Genomic DNA, 17598 nt, shown 5'->3' with positions numbered 1-17598 from the left:
GGCATGTCGTCCGACCGGACCGCACGCGGTGGGAACGTCGAGCCTCATCGCTGCGTGGACCGTAGTGGAAAACACGTCGGGACGCAACCGTACCGTCGCTGCGCTACATTGTTCCACGTGACGACCGAGAAGAGGCGTGCTCCGGCGGGAGCGGCGGTGCTCCGTGGCGAGATCACCACGGCCATCCGCCGCGCCGTGATGCAGGAACTGGCCGCCGTCGGTTACGGTCGCCTCTCCATCGAGGCGGTCGCCCGCCGGGCCGGAGTGAGCAAGACCGCCATCTACCGGCGGTGGAGCTCCAAGCTCGAACTGGTGCTGGAGGTCGTCTCGGCCGCGGCCGGCAAGCGCCTGCCGTTGCCGGACACCGGCACGCTCCAGGGCGACCTGGAGATGCTCTACATGATCATGGCACGCGCCCTGGGGCACCCGCTCGCCTCCCAGATCATTCCCGACCTGCTCGCCGAGGCGGCCCGGAACCCGCAGATGGCCCAGACCCTCGAAGCGGCCCTACGACTCAACCAGCGCACCGTGGGTGGCCTGCTGATCGACCGGGCGGTGCAGCGCGGCGAACTGCCCGTCGGAGCGGACCCGGATGCCGCGATCGACTTCATCGTCGGGCCGCTGTACTGGCGGTTGGCCATCGCCCGGCTTCCGCTCGACCCGGCCGAGCTGCCCCGGATGGCGGCGGCGGTCGTCGAGGCGCTCCGAGTAGCATGTGAACCACCAATCCGGGACGAGCCGGGCGTCCAGCTCACCGTAGGACCCTGACAAACCGTGCTCGTCTCATCCGATCACCCCCATTTCGTACCGCCAGGTTCCGGGGACACCGGAACCGGCTAGCATCGCGGCCGGACGAGCTCCACACGACAGGAGGATGCCCATGACTGGGCAGAACGCCGAATTCATCCCACCCGCTCGGCCGGTGATCGGCGAAGCCGAGATCGAGGCCGCCGTTCGGGTGCTGCGCACTGGCCGGGTGGTCCAGGGCCCCGAGGTCGCCGCCTTCGAGGAGGAGTTCGCCGAGCTGGTCGCCGGGCGGCACTGCGTCGCGGTCAACTCAGGCACCTCCGCGCTCCAGCTCACCCTGATGGCCCTCGGACTCGGCCCGGGTGACGAGGTCATCGTCCCGTCCTTCTCCTTCGCCGCCAGCGCCAACTCGATCCGGCTGGTCGGCGCGGAGCCGGTCTTCGTCGACATCGAGCCGGGCTCGTTCTGTGTGGACCCGGCCGCGGTGGAGGCGGCCGTCGGCCCCCGGACCAAGGCGATCATGCCGGTGCACCTGTACGGACACCCGGCCGCGATGGACAAGCTCATGGCGATCGCCGAGAAGCACGGCCTGGCCGTCGTCGAGGACGCCGCCCAGGCGCACGGCGCCAGCCTGAACGGCCACCCGGTGGGCGCGTTCGGCACCGCTGGTTGCTTCAGCTTCTACCCCACCAAGAACATGCACTCCCTCGAGGGCGGCATGATCACCACGGCCGACCCGGCGCTCGCCCGGACGCTGCGACTGCTGCGCAACCAGGGCATGGAGCAGCGGTACGCCAACGAGGTCGTGGGCGCGAACATGCGGCTGACCGACGTCGCCGCGGCCATCGGTCGGGTGCAGCTGCGGCAGCTCGCCGACTGGACGGAGCAGCGGCGGGCAAACGCCAAGTTCCTGGACGCCCGGATCTCCGCGATGGTGACCCCGCCGGTGGCCGACAACGCCCGGCACGTCTACCACCAGTACACCGTCCGGGTCGTCGACGGTGACCGGGACGCCGCCCAGCAGCGCCTCACCGACCTGGGCATCGGCAACGCGGTCTACTACCCGACCCCGATCCACCGGCTCAAGCCGTACCTCAACGCCGACGGCGAGCCGGGCCCGTGGGACCTGCCGGAGACCGAGAAGGCCGCCGCCCAGGTGATCTCCCTGCCCGTCCACCCGTCGCTGAGCCAGTCCGACCTGGAGCGGATCGCCGACGCCGCCAACGTCGCCGGGGGTGCGGCATGAGCGAGGGCAGGAAGCTGCGCGCCGGACTGATCGGCCTCGGCGCGATGGGACGCAACCACGCCCGGATCCTCTCCGGTCTGGACGGCGTCGAGCTGGTCGGCATCGTCGACCCGGCCGGCGACGCGACCGGCACGCTGCACGCCCCGGTCGTCCCGGAGCTGGGCGAGCTGCTCGCCCTCGGCATCGACTACGCGGTGGTGGCCTGTCCGACCGCGCTGCACGAGCAGATCGGCCTGGAACTGGCCGGCAACGGCGTCTGCGCACTGATCGAGAAGCCGCTCGCCCAGTCGGTCGAGGCGGCGACCCGGCTGGTCGAGGCGTTCGAGTCGCGCGGCCTGGTGGCCGGTGTGGGGCACATCGAGCGGTACAACCCCGCCCTGCAGAACCTGCGTACCCGGCTGGAGGCCGGCGAGCTGGGTGAGGTCTACCAGGTCGTCACCCGCCGGCAGGGTCCGTTCCCGCACCGGATCGCCGACGTCGGCGTGGTCATGGACCTCGCCACCCACGACATCGACCTGACCAGCTGGGTGACCGGCCAGGAGTACACCTCGGTCTCCGCCCGGACGGTCTCCCGCAGCGGCCGACTGCACGAGGACATGGTCGCCGTCGTCGGTCAGCTCGTCGACGGCACGATGGTCAACCACCTGGTCAACTGGCTGAGCCCGCTCAAGGAACGGTCCACCGTGATCACCGGCGACAAGGGCTGTTTCGTCGCCGACACGCTCACCGCCGACCTGACCTTCTACGCCAACGGCGCCATCGACACCGAGTGGGAGGCGCTGCGCGCGTTCCGCGGCGTGGCCGAGGGCGACATGGTCCGTTACGCGATCCCCAAGCGGGAGCCGCTGCTGGTCGAGCACGAGCGCTTCCGTGACGCGGTGGAGGGCAAGGAGAGCGACATCGTGACGCTGCGCCAGGGCCTGCGGACCGTGCAGGTCGCGGCCGGTTTGCTGGAGTCGGCGTCGGTCGGGGCCACGGTCGACGTCGGCCCGACCCGCATCGACAGCGTCGACCGGACCGTCGCGCGATGACGAGGGTGGGGGTGGTCCGGCCGGGCCACCCCCACCGCCGCCCTCTCCGGTCAGGGCGAGTAGGTCCAGATCAGCATCAGGTGCCCGCCGTACCAGGCGGAGGCCAGCGCCAGGGCGACCAGCACCGTTCCCGCCTTCGCCCGGCCGGCTCGGCCCAGGACCACCGCCAGTGGCAGCAGCAGTGTGGCGGCCGGCAGCAGGAACCGCCCCTTCGAGTGGTAGTAGCCGGCACTGCCCACCGTCATCACCACCATGACCAGGCCGAACACGACCAACTGCCACGGTTGCCGGTCCAGTAGGCCCAGCACGACCAGCGTGGCGGCGGCGAACAGGAGCAGGGTGACCACGACCAGGTTCAGAGCCGACGCCTTGCCGAGCAGGTCGTGGGCGACCCGCAGGGTGTAGCGGCCACCGTCGAAGTAGCTGCCCCAACCGGCCCGTTGCAGGTGGAACCAGCCGTCGATCCGGCCGGTCTGGACGGCCACCCATCCGATGTACCCGATCCAGCCCAGCGGGGCCATGACCACCGCCGCCCAGGGCCGCCAGCCGTCCTGACGCCGGAACACGGCGATCAACCCGGCCAGCCCGACCACCCCGATCAGCGCGGTCGCCGTGGGCCGGCTCAGGCCGGCGACCAGGCACAGCACGCCGGCGGTGAGCCAGTTCCGGCGGAGCAGGGCCAGCAGCGCCCAGACCGCCAGAGCGGTGAACAGCGCCTCGGTGTACGCCATCGTCAGCACCACGGAGTGCGGTAGGCAACCCCAGAGCACCGCGAGCGCGAACCCGACCCGCCGGTCGTGCAGGTGACTGCCCAATGCGAACAGTCCGGCCGCCGCGACCAGGGCGGCCACCCAGCCGATCAGCAGCGCCGTGTTCCGTGCCCCCAGCGGCAGCAGCGGTTCCAGGCCGGCGATGAGCATCGGGTACAGCGGAAAGAACGCGAGGTCCCGTTCGCCGATCCCGGGCCCGCCGTAGCCGTCCGCGGCGATGCCCAGGTACCAGGCGCCGTCGTAGCCGGCGAGCAGCGCGAGCAGGTCGTTGAACCCGCCGCCGTTCCAGAGGGTGAGGACGACCAGGCCGGCCACCCGGGCGGCCGCGAAGGCGGCGACCGCCGGCGCGAACGTCCGGACGGCGGCGCGTAACCGGTTGTGGCCGTGCGGGACCCGGTGCGACGCCGGTGCGTGCGGGTGGGTCGGGAGCGGGCGGCTGTCGAGAGGGGCTGCGGTCATCGGTGCTCCAGCTCAGGCAGGAGGAGGGGGCGCGCGTCCGATGCCGGGTCGGGCGACCGGCCGCGGCAGCGGTGGTCCACCGGCCCGGCACGGGTCGGTGCGGTGGGGGTGCGACGGGTGGGGGAAGGTAGCCGTGGTCAGGGCTGCGGGGGTAGCCCGAACAGCGTGTCGAAGCGGCGCAGGGTGACTGTCCAGTCCCAGGTCGCCAGGGCGTGTCCGGCGGCTTCCCGCCCTGCCGTCCGCCAGCGTTCCTCGTCTGCGGTCTCCGCACGGATCCGGTCGGCGGCCTCGGCTGGCGTGTCGACCACCCATCCGGCGGGGAAGAGCGTGCGTGGACCGTGCGCCTGGCGGGCGAAGAAGGGCCAGTCGCGGACCACCGGCACCGCACCGCTCGCCGTACCCTCCACCAGCGCACAGTGGAAGCTCTCCCGCACCGACGTGCTGAGGATGACGCCGATCCGGGTGAGCACCCCGGGAACGTCGCTGACCTGTCCGACCCGGACCACGGCACCGGAGGGCTCCCACTCGGCGAGCTCTCGGGTGAGTGTCTCGTGGTACTCGCGCACCGCTCCGCTGGCGTCCGCCCGGAGCCCGTCGCCGACCAACAGGAGCCGGTACCGGGGGTCGGTCCGGCGCAGCAGGCGGAGCACCTCGACCGCCCAGAGCGGATCCTTGGCCACCGCGCCGACCCCGACCAGGCCGAGGGTGAACCGGGCGTCCGGGTCCTTGGCGCGCGGGTAGGCGTGCAGGTCCATCGCGTTGGCGATCACGTGCAGCCGGGGCGCGTCCGACGTGAGCAACTCCGGCACCACGTCGGTGACCAGTTCCCGGAGATGGTCGGAGACGAACACCACGTCGTCGACCCGGCTGAAGTCGACCAGGTGCGGCCAGAAGCTGAGCGCCTCGAAGCTGTGCAGTCGCAGTACCACCCGGGTCGTCCCGGGGTCGACCAGGGTGACCAGCGCGGCGGTCGCCACGCACCAGTCGACGAACAGGACGTCCGCCCAGTCCAACTGTGGCCGTAGCCAGGTCTCGACCTGGTCGCCGTGTGCCGAGGCCCCGGTCAGCAGGTGCTCGACCACCGGTTCGACCCGCCGGATCAGCGGCGCGGTGGTCGGGTCGTCGGACAGGTGCACGTACCGCAGCTCCACCGCCGGGTGATCGGCGTACCGCTGGCGGATCTCGCGCAGGAAGTGCGGGTTGCCGTTGGTGAGGACCAACAGTCGCAGCGGCCGGTCGCCCGGCGGCGGCGCCGCTGGCGTCGTACGTCCCCGGGGCATCCGCAGGGCCCGGCCCACGGCACTGTCGCGTAACGGGGCGAGGAAACCGGCCGGGTCCTCGGCCAGCGGGGAACCGAGCTGGTCGAAGTGCAGCGCGCGGTGGAACAGCACCCGTAGCGCCCGGTTCAGGTGCCGGGCTGCCGTCCGCCGGTCACCCCGGGCGTACCGCTCGTCGGCGACCGCCAGTTCGGCGCCGACCGCCTCGATGAGGTGGTCGGGTGTCCGGCCAGCCGCCAGGTCGTCGGTGGCCTCCCGCATCAGCAGGCCGGCCCGGGTGGGAGCGTCGGCGGTGCGGGCCAGTCCGGCCAGAGCCGCCCGCGCGTCGGCCGGGGCCCACCCGGCGCGGGTCATCCCGGACCGGAGTTGGTGGGCGAGCGCTCCCCGGGCCCGGGCCGGCAGCACCGGCGTGCCGGCGACCCCCCGCAGCAGCCGGACGGCGGCGCGGTGCCGGAGCACGGCGGGGGAGGTGGCCCGACGGAGTACGGAGGCCAGCGGGTTCCTCATGGCCGGTGGACTCGCTTCATGTCTGACCTTCCGATGGGAGCGCAGGGGTGTCCCGAGCCCGGTCAGGCTGGCGGGCGTGATCGACGCGGCTCATGTTAACGTCAGGCTGTCTGGGCCATATGGCAGGGAAGGTTTGGGTGCCGACGATTTCTCACCGGGATGTTGCTGTTATCACCCCTTGGTACCCAACCCGTGAGCTTCCGTTCCGTGGCGCCTTCGTCCGGGCGATGGTCGACGCCACCGGGCCCGGCTGTGACCGGATGACGGTCTTTCACTGCGACGCCTGGGTCGCCGCGCTCGACGAGCCCGCCGAACGGGAGGTGCTCGCCGCTCACCGGGCGCTGATGCCGCACACCATGCACCGCACCCCCACCGTGGGCGGGGCCGACCTGGTCTACATCCCGGTGCCGGTGCCCCGTGGCCAGGGCCACCCGGAGATCGCCGACCGGAACGACCGGGCGCTGCGCGCGGCGTTGGGCGGCCGGCCCCTCGACGCATCGGTGGTCCACGCCCACGTCGGGTTGCCGAGCGGGTGGGCCGCGATCCGTAACGCCCGCCCGGACGCGCGGGTGTTCGTCACCGAGCACGCGAGCTTCCTGGACAAGGTGTTGGAGACTCCCCGGGGCCGGGAGATGTACGACGAGGTGTTGCACCGCTGCACCGGATTCCTGGCGGTGGGCGAGGGGGTCCGCCGTCCGTTGGTCGAGGCGTTCCCGCACCACGCCGAGCGGATCGGCGCGATCTCCAACCCGATCTCCTTCGACCAGCCGCGTTCCGCCCCGGTGACCGCGCTGAGCCGCTGGCTGTTCGTCGGTGCGCTCTCCGATCTCAAGGGCGTCCCGCTGCTGCTGGAGGCGTTCGCCCGGTGCCGGGCGGACGACCCGTCGCTCACCCTCACCCTGGTCGGTGAGGGCGCGCTGCTGGCGTCGTTGACCGCCCGGGCCGTGGAGTTGGGGGTGGCCGACGCGGTGACCTTCACCGGTGCGATCCCGCCGGACGAGGCGCTGCGCCTGATGCGCGAGCACGATCTGCTGGTGCATCCGAGCCGTAAGGAGACGTTCGGGGTGGCCGTGGTCGAGGCGCTGGCGGCCGGGCTGCCGGTGCTGGTCACCCGGTGCGGCGGGCCGGAGCGGACGTTGGCCGGGATCGAGGACGCGGCCGGGCTGATGATCGACGTGACCGACGACCCGGAGACCATCGTCGCCGGGTACCGCGAGCTGCGCGCCCGGTACCCGCACGGGCTCGACCTGACGCTCGCGCACAAGACTCTCGCCGACCGGTACGGGTACGCCGCCGTCGCCCGGTCCCACCACGGTCTGTGGTTCGGCGACACCGAGCCCGCCCCGGCTCCCTGAGCTGTCGCGGCGACGAACGGATGGGGTGAGATGCACGTCCTGTTTCTGGCCGTCGGGGGTACCCGTCGACGTGCCGTGGTGGAGGAGTCGGCGCGGGCGGTGGCGGACGGGCACCGGGTGACCGTGGTCGTCGATCGGATCGCCCAGTGGACCCGGGACCAGTTCCCCGCCGGGGTCACGGTGGTCGAGCTGGCTCTGCTCGAACAACGCCTGCCGGCGCTGCGGATCGAACAGGCGGTGTTCTTCAAGGCGCCCCGCCGGGTGGTGCGGACGGTGGGCCGGGGGCCGCTGCGCGACGTGGCCCGCCGGGCCGGACGGTCGTACGAAACCCGGGTCGCCGCTCGGGCGCACCGGGTTTTCCTACGGGCCTGGGGTGGTGCGCGCGCACAGGCACGGCTGCGGCTGGTCGCCGAGCTGGTGGAGCGGGGGCCCGGAGTGGACCTGGTGGTGGCCAGCGACCCGGTGGCCATGCCGTTCGCGGCCCGGGTCGCCACCGGTGCCGGCCGGGTATCGTCGCAGCAGGTTTGCTTCAGTTACGACTACTCTGGCCGTACCTCAGCAACCCAGCACCGGCCCGTTCCGAACGCTGTCCAGGGGGACAACTCATGAACCGGACGCGGGAACCGCGTCAGCCACGCATTCTCTACCTGTCGTTCTATTTCCCGCCCTCCCGGGCCAGTGGCGTCTACCGCGCGCGGGCCACCGCCAACTATCTCGCCGCCCACGGCTGGGACGTGACCGCCTTCGCGGCGCCGATCAAGTTCCTGCGCGAGGTGATCGGTTCCGTCGACGAGCAGTTGGCCGAGACGGTCGACCCCCGGGTCCGGATCGAGCGCCCCCCGCTGAGCCAGTTCGCCTGGGAACGGGACCTGCGGCGGTTCAGCCGCTTCCGGGGGATGTCCCCGGTGATGGCCAGCAAGATGTACAAGCTGGGGTTGGCGAAGATCTTCCCCGAGCACTACCTCTCCTGGGCCGCCGCCTCGGTGCGTAAGGCGTTGGCGATGCATGCCCGCCGCCGGTTCGACGTGGTGCTCGCCACCGGCAACCCGTTCGCGTCGTTCGCCGCGGCCTGGATGATCCACCGACTGACCGGGGTGCCGTACGCGGTGGACTACCGCGACGCGTGGACGCTGAACATGTTCGAGGAGAAGCCCGGCTACCCGGACGGCCACCTGGCCTGGAAGTGGGAGCACCGGATCCTGCGGGACGCGTCGGCGTCCATCTTCGTGAACAACCCGTTGCGCGCCTGGCACGCCGACCGTTACCCGGAGCGGGCGGACCGGATGATGGTGGTGCCCAACGGCTGGGACCCGGACCTGTTCACGCAGGGGGAACCAGTCGACGCGGGATTCACCGACCCGGCCCGTCCGCTGCGGTTCAGCTTCCTGGGCACGGTCAACAACACCCAGCCGGTCGAGCAGTTGGCGGACGCCTTCGAGCGGGCCCGGCGGCACCCCGACCTGGCCGGCGCGGAGTTGAACATCCACGGTCACCTGGGCTACTTCAAGCAGAGCCAGTCCGAGATGATGAAACGGCTGGGGCTGTCCGGCGAGGGCTCGGCGGAGGAGGACGGTGCCATCCACTATCGGGGGCCGGTCTCCAAGACCGAGGTCGGGCGGGTCTACCAGGAGAGCGACGTGCTGGTCTTCCTGGCCGGCGGGGCGCGTTACGTCACCTCAGGCAAGATCTTCGAGTACATGGCCAGCGGCCGGCCGATCGTGTCGGTGCACGCCCCGGGCATCGCCGCGCAGGACGTGCTGACCGGCTATCCGCTGTGGTTCAACCCGAACAGCCTCGACGTGGACGAGATCGCCCAGGCGATGATCGCCGCTGGTAAGGCGGCCCGGGACATGACCCCGCAGCTGCGGGCGGACGCGCAGACCCACGCCGCCGCCTTCACCCGGGAGGCGGTGACCGCCCCCCTGGAGGCCCGGCTGCGGGCCATGGTCAAGCGGCGGATCATCGCGGGCGGAGCGGAGGCATCGTGACGACGACAGGCGAGAACGCGGAGGCCGCGACGGTGACGGCCGGGCGGCAGCCGAGAGTGCTCCTGCTCTCCTTCAACCTCCGGCCGCACGAGCGGGTCATCGCTCTGGCCGAAAACCTGATCGAGCAGGGCGCGCTGGTCGACGTCCTGGTCATGGACGACCAGGGCTGGCAGGACGTCATCGGACGGCCGAACCTGCGGGTGCACTCGCTGGACGGGGCGGAGCGACGGCACCTGGTCATGCGGGCCGAACGGGTGGCCGTCTTCCGGGGGCCCGGCGCGGTGCTCTCCGGTCTCGGCAAGCTGACCGGCCAGCGGCCGGTCCGGCCGCTGGTGCGGGGGCACGAGAAGCTCGCCGGCGCGTTCCACCGCCGGGTCTTCATGAAGAGTTACGCGGCGGTCCGGCCCATGGTGCTGTCCCGGCTCTTCGAGCGTCGGCTGCCGGATCTCGGTATCGACCGGGTCGACGCGATCATCGCGTCCGACATGCTCACCGTGACGCTCGGTTGGAAGCTCGCCAAGCGGTTCCCGAACGCGGTGGCGACCACCTCACTGGATCCGCCCGTCCTCACCGCGGAACGCTGAGCCGGGACGCCCCCGGGTCAGCCACCCGGCCCGGAGCGGACACCACTCGGGACGAACACGACGCCGCAGGCGGGCCGACGATCCGGCATCCACCTGCGGCGTCCCGTCGTCACCGGCGGACGTGCTCCGCGAGGACCCGTACCACCTGCTCGGCGGCCCGCCCGTCGCCGAACGGCTCACCGCGTGGAGCCTCCGGCGTCGGCCGGGTCGCGGTGGACACCCAGCCGGTGTGACCCAGTGCGGCCGGGTCCGGCACGAGCACGTTCCAGCCGTCGTGCAGGGTCTCCACCCACTCGGTCTCCGGACGCAGCGTGGTGCACGGCCGGTCCAGCAGGTAGGCCTCCTTCTGCAACCCCCCGGAGTCGGTGACCACGCCGACCGAGCCGAGGACCGCAGCCACCAGCGCGGCGTAGGGCAGCGGACGCCCGACGTGCAGTGACCCTCCGGCCAGCTTGAGTCCCTGCTCGTTGGCGCGGGCCAGCAGTCGGGGGTGGGCCAGCAGCGCGACCGGCACCGGCAGGTCGGCCAGGGCGGCCACCAGCGCGGCGAGTCGCTCCGGGTCGTCGGTGTTCTCCGCCCGGTGCAGGGTCGCCAGCAGGTACGGTGCCTCCGGGTCGATCCCCTCGGGAAGCTCCGGACGGGCCTGCGTGCCGGCGAGCACCGCGTCCCGCACCCGTAGGCAGACATCCACCATCACGTCACCGACCAGTACCGACCGGTTGGCGAGGCCCTCGGTGGCGAGGTGCCGCATCGCCTCCCCGGTGGGGGCGAGCAGCAGGTCCGCGCAGTGATCGGTGAGCACCCGGTTGTGCTCCTCCGGCATGCGCCGGTTGAACGAGCGCAGCCCGGCCTCCAGATGGGCGACCGGCAGGTGCTGTTTGACCGCGGACAGCGCACCGGCGAGGGTCGAGTTGGTGTCGCCGTAGACGAGCACCCAGTCCGGCTGCTGCTCGGCGAGCACCGGGTCCAGCGCGGCGAGCGTCTTGCCGGTCTGCGCCCCGTGGCTGCCGGAGCCGATCCCGAGGTGGACGTCCGGGTCCGGGATGCCCAGGCCGGAGAAGAAGACGTCGGAGAGGTCGGCGTTGTAGTGCTGCCCGGTGTGCACGATGACATGCTCGTGCTCGGTGGCGGCGAACGCCGCGGCTATCGGGGCGAGTTTGACCAGCTGCGGCCGGGCGCCGACGACGCTGAGTACCTTCATCTCCGGTTGTCTCCTCCGAGTGTGCGGTGTTGTGCGAACGGCCGCTGCGGCCGGACCCGCCGGACACCGTCGCCGGTGCGCGGGAACCCCCTGGCCAGCATCCCACCGCGTGGACGGTCGGCCGACGACCGGTGGCGTGTCGCGTCGGCCATCCGTGTCGAAGGCGGCCCAGGCTAACATCTGGGCTGTCTTCCAACGGACGGTAACCGTCCCGACCCCTGAGGATCCCCGTGGCAACGGAGCAACCGGCCGTCATCGACCACCCTGAGCAGGACGGAGTTCGTAGCGACACACCCACCGGAGCGCGGGCGTCCCGGTGGCGGGACGTCCTGCGTCGACGGTCCGTCGTGGCGGTCGCTGCGCTCCTGGCCGGGTACGTCGTGGCCCGGCTGGTGATGATGGTCAACGCGGAGGCGTTCCGGACGTTCGACTCCCGCTCCTACGCCGGCCGGCTCGACGGCCGCAACTTCACCGAGGTGCTGTCGTTCACCGGCGGGTCGCCCCGGCCCTGGGGCGCGCCGCTGCTCTACGCCCTGACCGGTGACGACCAGTCCCGCGCGTGGCTCCAGGGGCTGGTCGGGATGGTCGCCTGGGTGGTGCTGGTGGTCGCGGTCTGTCTGTGCCTGCGCGGGCTGACGGCGCGGGTGGTGGCGACGGTCGCCCTGCTCCTGTTGGCACTGACGCCGCAGGTGTACGTCTGGGACCACACCCTGTTGTCCGAGTCGCTGTCGATCAGCCTCGGCCTCCTCACCGCCGGTCTGCTGGTGATCGGACTGCGGACCGGCAGCCGAGTGGCGCTGGCCGTGGCCGCCCCGGTCGCGGTCTGGTGGATCTTCACCCGGCCGGACGTCCTGCTCTACGTGGGGCTGGTGCTGGTGGCGCTGGTCCTGGTCGTCTGGCGGCTGCCCCAGCGCCGGCGGGGTGCGGTGGCGGTGCTGGCCGTGTTGCTGGCCGGGCTGGGCTGGATGGCGGCGATCCAGGGCTCGACCGACCGTACCTTCGCGAGGTGGAGCGCCACCGGGCTGCCGCAGACCGAGGAGACCTTCCTCTACCGGCTGATGGTCCAGGTGATGGACGACCCGCAGATGCGGGCCACCTACTACACCGATCTCGGCATGCCCCGATGCGTGGCGGTGGAGACGGCCACCGACCGGGTCGCCTGGCGGATCAGCGAGGTCGCCAAGGCGTACCGGAGCTGCCCGGAGCTGATCGCCTGGACCGAGGAGCACAGCCTGCTCTCCGGCTACCGGTACGCCCTGGCCGATCCGGGGCACTACGCCACCACCACCCGCGAGGATCTGCGGTACGCGTTGGGCGGGCACCCCCTGCACACGTACGGCAAACCGGTGACGATGCTGCCCACGACGGTGCAGCGGGCCTACTTCCCGCCGGTCACCGTGGTACTGCCCGCCCTGGTGGTGGCGGGGCTGGTCGCGGTCGCCGTGGCGGTGGCCAGTGGGGCGTGGCGCCGCCGGCCGTGGCTGGTGGTGGCCGGGCTGGCCGCGGCGCTGGCCAGCGTGGCGAGTGTCCTGGTCAGCCTGATGTTCTCGGCCGGCGAGTACAGCCGGTTCGGCATCCAGGAGGCGATCTATCTACGGGTGGCGCTGATCCTGCTGGTCGTCGTCGCGCTCGACACGGCGTCGACCCGGTGGGCGGCGCGTCGGGGTCGGTAGGCGTCGGCCGGAGCGGAGGACGTCGCGGTGGGCCGGTGACCGGCCCGCCGGCCGTGCGGGTGAGGTCGAGGTCGATGCGTTCCGGCCTGCCGTAGACTCTCGTGGGCTCGTCGGTGGGTCCGGGTGATGGCCGACCCATCAACCGGTGAGATGTCTCGACGTGAACCAAGTGCCCGCAGAGAGGCGGAAACGGGCAGAATGGCGATTGACAGCGCGAATGGGCAGCCCCGTGGACGGGTTGTCATGCTGGTCGACAACGGTGTGAACGGCGACTCCCGGGTGCAGAAGACAGCCCGCTCGGCCGCTGACGCCGGCTGGGACGTCGTCCTGCTGGGCCGGTCTCCGGGCGGAGTGGCGCAGTCATGGCGGCTCGGCGAGGCCGAGGTGCGGCTGTTGGCCATGCCCGCCCCACTGGCCCGTCGGCGGCACGAGTTCCGCCGGGCCTGGCTGCGCTGGCCGCTGGCGTACCCGCCGAGCGGGATCGCCGCCCATCGTCAGCAGGCGGTCCGGGCCTGGCAGGCCGACCTCGCCGTCCGGGCCGCGAAGTTGGCCGTCGCCGACCCTTCCACCCCGCGACTGGGACTGAGCCGGCGGGTGCTCCAGGCCGAGCAGGTCGCGGCGAAGGTGACCCGTACCTGGGTCTCGGGGCGGTACTGGATGCTCACCCGGGCCCGCACCCGTCGTCGCTTCCGTAACCCCTGGGACCGCGCGTACACCAAGTTCTGGCAGACGGTGAAGGGCGACGGCGCGTGGCGGCGCCTGGAGCCGGGCCTGTGGGACTACGAGCTGGCCTACGGGCCGGTGGTCGACGAACTGCGACCTGACCTGATCCACGCCAACGACTTCCGGATGCTCGGGGTCGCCGCCCGTGCCAAGATCCGTGCCGCCGCGCAGGGACGTGAGATCAAGGTGGTCTGGGACGCGCACGAGTTCCTGCCCGGTCTGAAGCCGTGGCAGGACAACGCCCGTTGGCTGCCCGCGCACCGGGCCCACGAGCGGGAGTACGCCCCATACGCCGACGCGGTGATGACCGTCTCCGACGGCCTGGCCGAGCTGCTGCGCCGCGAACACGGGCTGACGTCCATGCCGGACGTGGTGCTCAACGCCCCGGCGGCCGACCACGGTGAGCTGGTTCCGGACGCGCCCGCGCCCGACCTGCGCGCCCTCTGTGGAGTCGGCCCGGACGTGCCGTTGCTGGTGTACAGCGGGGCGGCGGCGAAACAGCGCGGTCTGGACATCATGGTCGACGCGCTGCCGCAACTGCCCGGTGTGCACGTCGCGCTGGTGGTCAACAAGCCCGCCGGCCCGTACGTGACCGGGGTGCTCGCCCGCGCGGCTCGGCTCGGCGTCGCCGACCGGGTGCACGCCCTGCCGTACGTGGCGCACTGGCAGGTGGTGCCCTTCCTCTCCGGGGCGGACGCCGGGGCGATCCCGATCCACCACTGGCCCAACCACGAGATCGCGCTGATCACGAAGTTCTTCGAGTACTCGCACGCCCGGTTGCCGATGGTGGTCAGTGACGTGAAGACGATGGCCGGTACGGTGCGCTCCACCGGCCAGGGCGAGGTGTTCCGCGCCGAGGACGTGACCGACTACGTCCGGGCCGTCAAGGCGGTGCTCGCCGACCCGGCGCGCTACCGGGCCGCCTACGACCGCCCCGGCCTGCTGGAGAGCTGGACCTGGGAGGCGCAGGCCGAGGTGCTGGACGCCGTCTACCGCCGGCTCCTGCCGGGCCGGCCCGGCCCGACACCACCCGGCACGCACCCGGCCCCGGCCGTGGACCCGGCGGCCGACTGGCCGGCGGTGGGGGCCGGCACGTGACCGTCCCCGACGTGACCGTCATCACCGCCGTCTACAACACCATGCCGTACCTGACCCGGTGCCTGACGTCGGTGCTCGAACAGACGATCGGGCTCGACCGGCTGGAGGTCGTCGCGGTGGACGACGGGTCCACCGACGGCAGCGGCCGGGAGCTGGACCGGTTCGCCAAGGCGTACCCGGGCACGGTGAAGGTGATCCACCAACCGAACTCCGGTGGCCCGGCGAACCCGAGCAACCGCGCGCTGGAGATCGCCACCGGTCGGTACGTCTTCTTCATCGGGTCGGACGACTACCTCGGCCCGGAGGCGCTGGAACGGCTCGTCGCCGCCGCCGACCGGCAGGACGCCGACGTGGTGCTCGGGCGGATGGTCGGGGTGAACAGCCGGTACATCCACCAGGCGATCTTCGAGTCGAGCCAGTCGGACGTCGACCTGTTCACCTCGCCGCTGCCCTTCTCGCTGTCGAACACCAAGCTGTTCCGGCGTGAGCTGATCGAGCGGCACAAGTTGCGCTACCCGGAGGACATGCCGGTCGGCAGCGACCAGCCGTTCACCATCGAGGCCTGCTACCGGGCCCGGCGGATCTCCGTGCTCGCCGACTACGACTACTACTTCGCGGTGCGGCGGTTCAACGCGCGCAACATCACCTACAAGAGCCGACACCTGGAACGGCTGCACTGCGCCGAGTCGATCATGAACTTCGTGGGCGGGCTGATCGAGGCCGGTCCCCGCCGGGACGCGGTGCTGCTGCGCCACTTCGCCTGGGAGGTCGCCCGGCTGCTGGAGAACGACTTCCTGGGGTTGGACCGGCCCACCCAGGCCAGCGTCCACGCCGGGGTGCGGTCGTTGGCCGAGCGGTATCTCACCGACACCATCCGCGACCAGCTCGGCATCGAGCCCCGGGTCCGGCTCGCCCTGGCCCGGCACGGCGAGCTGGACGACCTGCTCGCGGTGATCCGACAGGACGCCGACCACGGCAACCCGCCCACGGTGGTGGAGGACGACCGGTGGTACGCCGAGTACCCCGGCTTCCGTGACCCCCGCCTCGGCATCCCGGACCACTGGTTCGAGATCACCGGCAGCGCCGCGGAGTGGATCGCCCGCCTCGACACCGTCCAGGTGACCTTCGAAGGCTCCCGCACCCTCGTGGTGACCGCCCGCAGTCCCCGTCCCGACCTGCCGCACCTCGCCTCCGCGTTGCGGGTCATGGCGGGCGACGACGTGCCGGCGGAGACCACCGAACTGGTCCCGGACATCACCGGCACCACCATCCGGGCCCGCATCCTGTTGCCCGCTCTCCTCACCGACCTGGCCCCCGGCGGTAAGCTTCGACTCATCCAGGCGCGGATCGACGCGTTCGGTACGACCGGGACGGCCCCCCTGCGCGGTCCCCGTCGGGCGGTGCCCCAGCGTGTGGTGGTCCGCCGCGGCGCGCGTCTGCACGTCCTCACCGCCACCGTCAACCACAAGGGTCAACTGATCGTCGCCGTAGCACCTGTGACGCCACGCCGGGTGATGGCCCGCCTGCGGCGCAGGCTCCCACTAGGAGGAAAGTAGTAGACATGAACATCTGCGTCGTCGCCCTCGGGAAGATCGGACTGCCGCTGGCCGTGCAGTTCGCGACGAAGGGGCACCGGGTCCTCGGTGCCGACGTCTCCGAGCGGGTGGTCAGCCTGGTCAACGACGGTGCGGTGCCGTTCCCCGGGGAAACCGATCTGGACGTCAAGCTCAAGGAGGTGGTCTCGGCCGGTCTCCTCTCGGCCACCACCGACACCGCCGCCGCGGTGGCCGACAGCGAGGCCGTCGTGGTGGTCGTACCGCTGTTCGTCGACGCCGAGGGCGTGCCGGACTTCGGCTGGATGGACGACGCGACCCGGGCCATCGCCGCCGGACTGAAGCCGGGCACCCTGGTCAGCTACGAGACCACCCTGCCGGTCGGCACCACCCGCAACCGTTGGGCGCCCATGCTGGAGCAGGGCTCCGGGCTCACCGCCGGCAAGGACTTCCACCTGGTGTTCAGCCCCGAGCGGGTGCTCACCGGCCGGGTCTTCGCCGACCTGCGCCGCTACCCGAAGCTGGTCGGTGGCATCGACGAGGCGTCCGCCGCGCACGGCGTGCGCTTCTACGAGTCGGTGCTCGACTTCGACGAGCGCCCCGACCTGGGCAAGCCGAACGGCGTGTGGGACCTCGGCTCGGCTGAGGCGTCCGAGCTGGCCAAGCTCGCCGAGACCACCTACCGGGACGTCAACATCGGCCTGGCGAACCAGTTCGCCCGGTTCGCCGACACCGTCGGCGTGGACGTCACCAAGGTCATCGAGGCCTGCAACACCCAGCCGTACAGCCACATCCACTCCCCGGGCATCGCGGTCGGCGGGCACTGCATCCCGATCTACCCGCGGATGTACCTGTGGAACGACCCGGCCGCCACCGTGGTCCGGTCCGCCCGTGAGGCGAACGCGGCGATGCCGGACTACGCCGTCGACCTGCTCGCCGCCGCGTACGGCGACCTCACCGGCGCAGAGGTGCTGGTGCTCGGCGCCGCCTACCGGGGCGGGGTCAAGGAGACCGCCTTCTCCGGGGTCTTCCCGACGGTGGAGGCGCTGCGCGCCCGGGGCGCCCGGCCGTACGTCTCGGACCCGATGTACACCGCTGAGGAGCTGACCGCGCACGGCCTGCCCCCGTACTCCGGGGAGCGGGTCACCGCCGCCGTCGTGCAGGCCGACCACGCCGAGTACCGTTCGCTGGCCGCCAGTGACCTGCCCGACGTACGGGTGCTGGTCGACGGCCGGCGGGTGACCGACCCGGCCCGCTGGGCCGACGTCCGGCGCGTCGTCATCGGCGGCTGAGCCGCACCGGCCCACCGCGCCACACCCGAGGTCGACACGGACCCCGACCGATCCGGTCGGGGTCCGTCCGCGGTAACAGGGGCCCCTGCTACCA

General features: G+C 72.0%; 14 protein-coding genes. 11 read left to right on the top strand and 3 right to left on the bottom strand.

The features are described 5' to 3' along the window. Window positions 1–156: 156 nt before the first annotated feature. From GA0070618_RS00605 to GA0070618_RS00595, 3 genes are all read left to right on the top strand, one after another. Window positions 157–768, top strand: coding sequence for a TetR/AcrR family transcriptional regulator (locus GA0070618_RS00605; protein ID WP_172900355.1), 612 nt, complete (start codon window positions 157–159; stop codon window positions 766–768). A gap of 112 nt (window positions 769–880) precedes the next feature. Next, window positions 881–1993, top strand: a complete 1113-nt coding sequence (locus GA0070618_RS00600) for a DegT/DnrJ/EryC1/StrS family aminotransferase (protein WP_088979868.1) — start codon at window positions 881–883, stop codon at window positions 1991–1993. Then, complete coding sequence (locus tag GA0070618_RS00595) at window positions 1990–3024, top strand: Gfo/Idh/MocA family protein (protein WP_088979867.1); 1035 nt, start codon at window positions 1990–1992, stop codon at window positions 3022–3024. The genes GA0070618_RS00600 and GA0070618_RS00595 overlap by 4 nt, the downstream gene beginning before the upstream one ends. Before the next feature lie 50 nt (window positions 3025–3074). Here GA0070618_RS00595 and GA0070618_RS00590 read toward each other — a convergent pair whose 3' ends face one another. Next, window positions 3075–4253, bottom strand: a complete 1179-nt coding sequence (locus tag GA0070618_RS00590; RefSeq protein ID WP_231931553.1) for a hypothetical protein — start codon at window positions 4251–4253, stop codon at window positions 3075–3077. A gap of 137 nt (window positions 4254–4390) precedes the next feature. Then, window positions 4391–6037, bottom strand: a complete 1647-nt coding sequence (locus tag GA0070618_RS00585; RefSeq protein WP_088979866.1) for a glycosyltransferase — start codon at window positions 6035–6037, stop codon at window positions 4391–4393. A 260-nt stretch (window positions 6038–6297) separates the two neighbouring features. On the opposite strand from GA0070618_RS00585, the gene GA0070618_RS00580 reads away from it, so the two are divergent. Genes GA0070618_RS00580 through GA0070618_RS00565 form a run of 4 tightly spaced genes read left to right on the top strand, consistent with a single transcriptional unit; the run spans window position 6298 to window position 9964 of the window. Further along, window positions 6298–7392 (top strand): glycosyltransferase, encoded by a 1095-nt coding sequence (locus tag GA0070618_RS00580; protein ID WP_231931552.1) that lies wholly within the window; start codon window positions 6298–6300, stop codon window positions 7390–7392. A 30-nt stretch (window positions 7393–7422) separates the two neighbouring features. Then, complete coding sequence (locus GA0070618_RS00575; protein WP_088979864.1) at window positions 7423–8001, top strand: hypothetical protein; 579 nt, start codon at window positions 7423–7425, stop codon at window positions 7999–8001. Then, complete coding sequence (locus GA0070618_RS00570) at window positions 7998–9380, top strand: glycosyltransferase (protein WP_170107841.1); 1383 nt, start codon at window positions 7998–8000, stop codon at window positions 9378–9380. The genes GA0070618_RS00575 and GA0070618_RS00570 overlap by 4 nt, the downstream gene beginning before the upstream one ends. Further along, on the top strand, window positions 9377–9964 hold the full coding sequence (locus GA0070618_RS00565; protein ID WP_088979863.1) for a hypothetical protein: 588 nt from the start codon (window positions 9377–9379) through the stop codon (window positions 9962–9964). Before GA0070618_RS00570 ends, GA0070618_RS00565 begins: the two co-directional genes overlap by 4 nt. A gap of 109 nt (window positions 9965–10073) precedes the next feature. Here GA0070618_RS00565 and wecB read toward each other — a convergent pair whose 3' ends face one another. Then, the gene (gene wecB / locus GA0070618_RS00560; protein WP_088979862.1) at window positions 10074–11165 is read right to left on the bottom strand and encodes a non-hydrolyzing UDP-N-acetylglucosamine 2-epimerase; all 1092 of its coding nucleotides are present in this window, start codon (window positions 11163–11165) and stop codon (window positions 10074–10076) included. A gap of 230 nt (window positions 11166–11395) precedes the next feature. Here wecB and GA0070618_RS00555 point away from each other — a divergent pair, with 230 nt between their 5' ends. The 4 genes from GA0070618_RS00555 to GA0070618_RS00540 all read left to right on the top strand — a co-directional run bounded on the left by GA0070618_RS00555 (window position 11396) and on the right by GA0070618_RS00540 (window position 17504). After that, window positions 11396–12838, top strand: a complete 1443-nt coding sequence (locus GA0070618_RS00555) for a hypothetical protein (protein ID WP_143740292.1) — start codon at window positions 11396–11398, stop codon at window positions 12836–12838. A 243-nt stretch (window positions 12839–13081) separates the two neighbouring features. Next, window positions 13082–14659 carry a glycosyltransferase family 4 protein gene (locus GA0070618_RS00550; protein WP_088979860.1) on the top strand — a complete coding sequence of 526 codons (1578 nt, stop codon included), beginning with the start codon at window positions 13082–13084 and terminating at the stop codon, window positions 14657–14659. Then, window positions 14656–16215, top strand: a complete 1560-nt coding sequence (locus GA0070618_RS00545) for a glycosyltransferase family 2 protein (RefSeq protein WP_088979859.1) — start codon at window positions 14656–14658, stop codon at window positions 16213–16215. Before GA0070618_RS00550 ends, GA0070618_RS00545 begins: the two co-directional genes overlap by 4 nt. A gap of 5 nt (window positions 16216–16220) precedes the next feature. Then, window positions 16221–17504: a nucleotide sugar dehydrogenase gene (locus GA0070618_RS00540; protein WP_088979858.1), complete on the top strand. Its 1284-nt coding sequence runs from the start codon at window positions 16221–16223 to the stop codon at window positions 17502–17504. Window positions 17505–17598 lie beyond the last annotated feature (94 nt).

This window comes from Micromonospora echinospora (assembly GCF_900091495.1).
GTDB classification, from domain to species: domain Bacteria; phylum Actinomycetota; class Actinomycetes; order Mycobacteriales; family Micromonosporaceae; genus Micromonospora; species Micromonospora echinospora.
This window is presented reverse-complemented; position numbering and strand designations above follow the sequence as displayed.

Excerpts from the sequence above, each read along its gene's own strand:
- GA0070618_RS00570 (WP_170107841.1), top strand. The coding sequence starts at position 7,998 with ATGAACCGGACGCGGGAACCGCGTCAGCCACGCATTCTCTACCTGTCG.
- GA0070618_RS00580 (WP_231931552.1), top strand. The coding sequence starts at position 6,298 with ATGACGGTCTTTCACTGCGACGCCTGGGTCGCCGCGCTCGACGAGCCC.
- GA0070618_RS00550 (WP_088979860.1), top strand. The coding sequence starts at position 13,082 with ATGCTGGTCGACAACGGTGTGAACGGCGACTCCCGGGTGCAGAAGACA.
- GA0070618_RS00600 (WP_088979868.1), top strand. The coding sequence starts at position 881 with ATGACTGGGCAGAACGCCGAATTCATCCCACCCGCTCGGCCGGTGATC.
- GA0070618_RS00595 (WP_088979867.1), top strand. The coding sequence starts at position 1,990 with ATGAGCGAGGGCAGGAAGCTGCGCGCCGGACTGATCGGCCTCGGCGCG.
- GA0070618_RS00585 (WP_088979866.1), bottom strand. The coding sequence starts at position 6,037 with ATGAGGAACCCGCTGGCCTCCGTACTCCGTCGGGCCACCTCCCCCGCC.
- GA0070618_RS00540 (WP_088979858.1), top strand. The coding sequence starts at position 16,221 with ATGAACATCTGCGTCGTCGCCCTCGGGAAGATCGGACTGCCGCTGGCC.
- wecB (WP_088979862.1), bottom strand. The coding sequence starts at position 11,165 with ATGAAGGTACTCAGCGTCGTCGGCGCCCGGCCGCAGCTGGTCAAACTC.
- GA0070618_RS00575 (WP_088979864.1), top strand. The coding sequence starts at position 7,423 with ATGCACGTCCTGTTTCTGGCCGTCGGGGGTACCCGTCGACGTGCCGTG.
- GA0070618_RS00590 (WP_231931553.1), bottom strand. The coding sequence starts at position 4,253 with ATGACCGCAGCCCCTCTCGACAGCCGCCCGCTCCCGACCCACCCGCAC.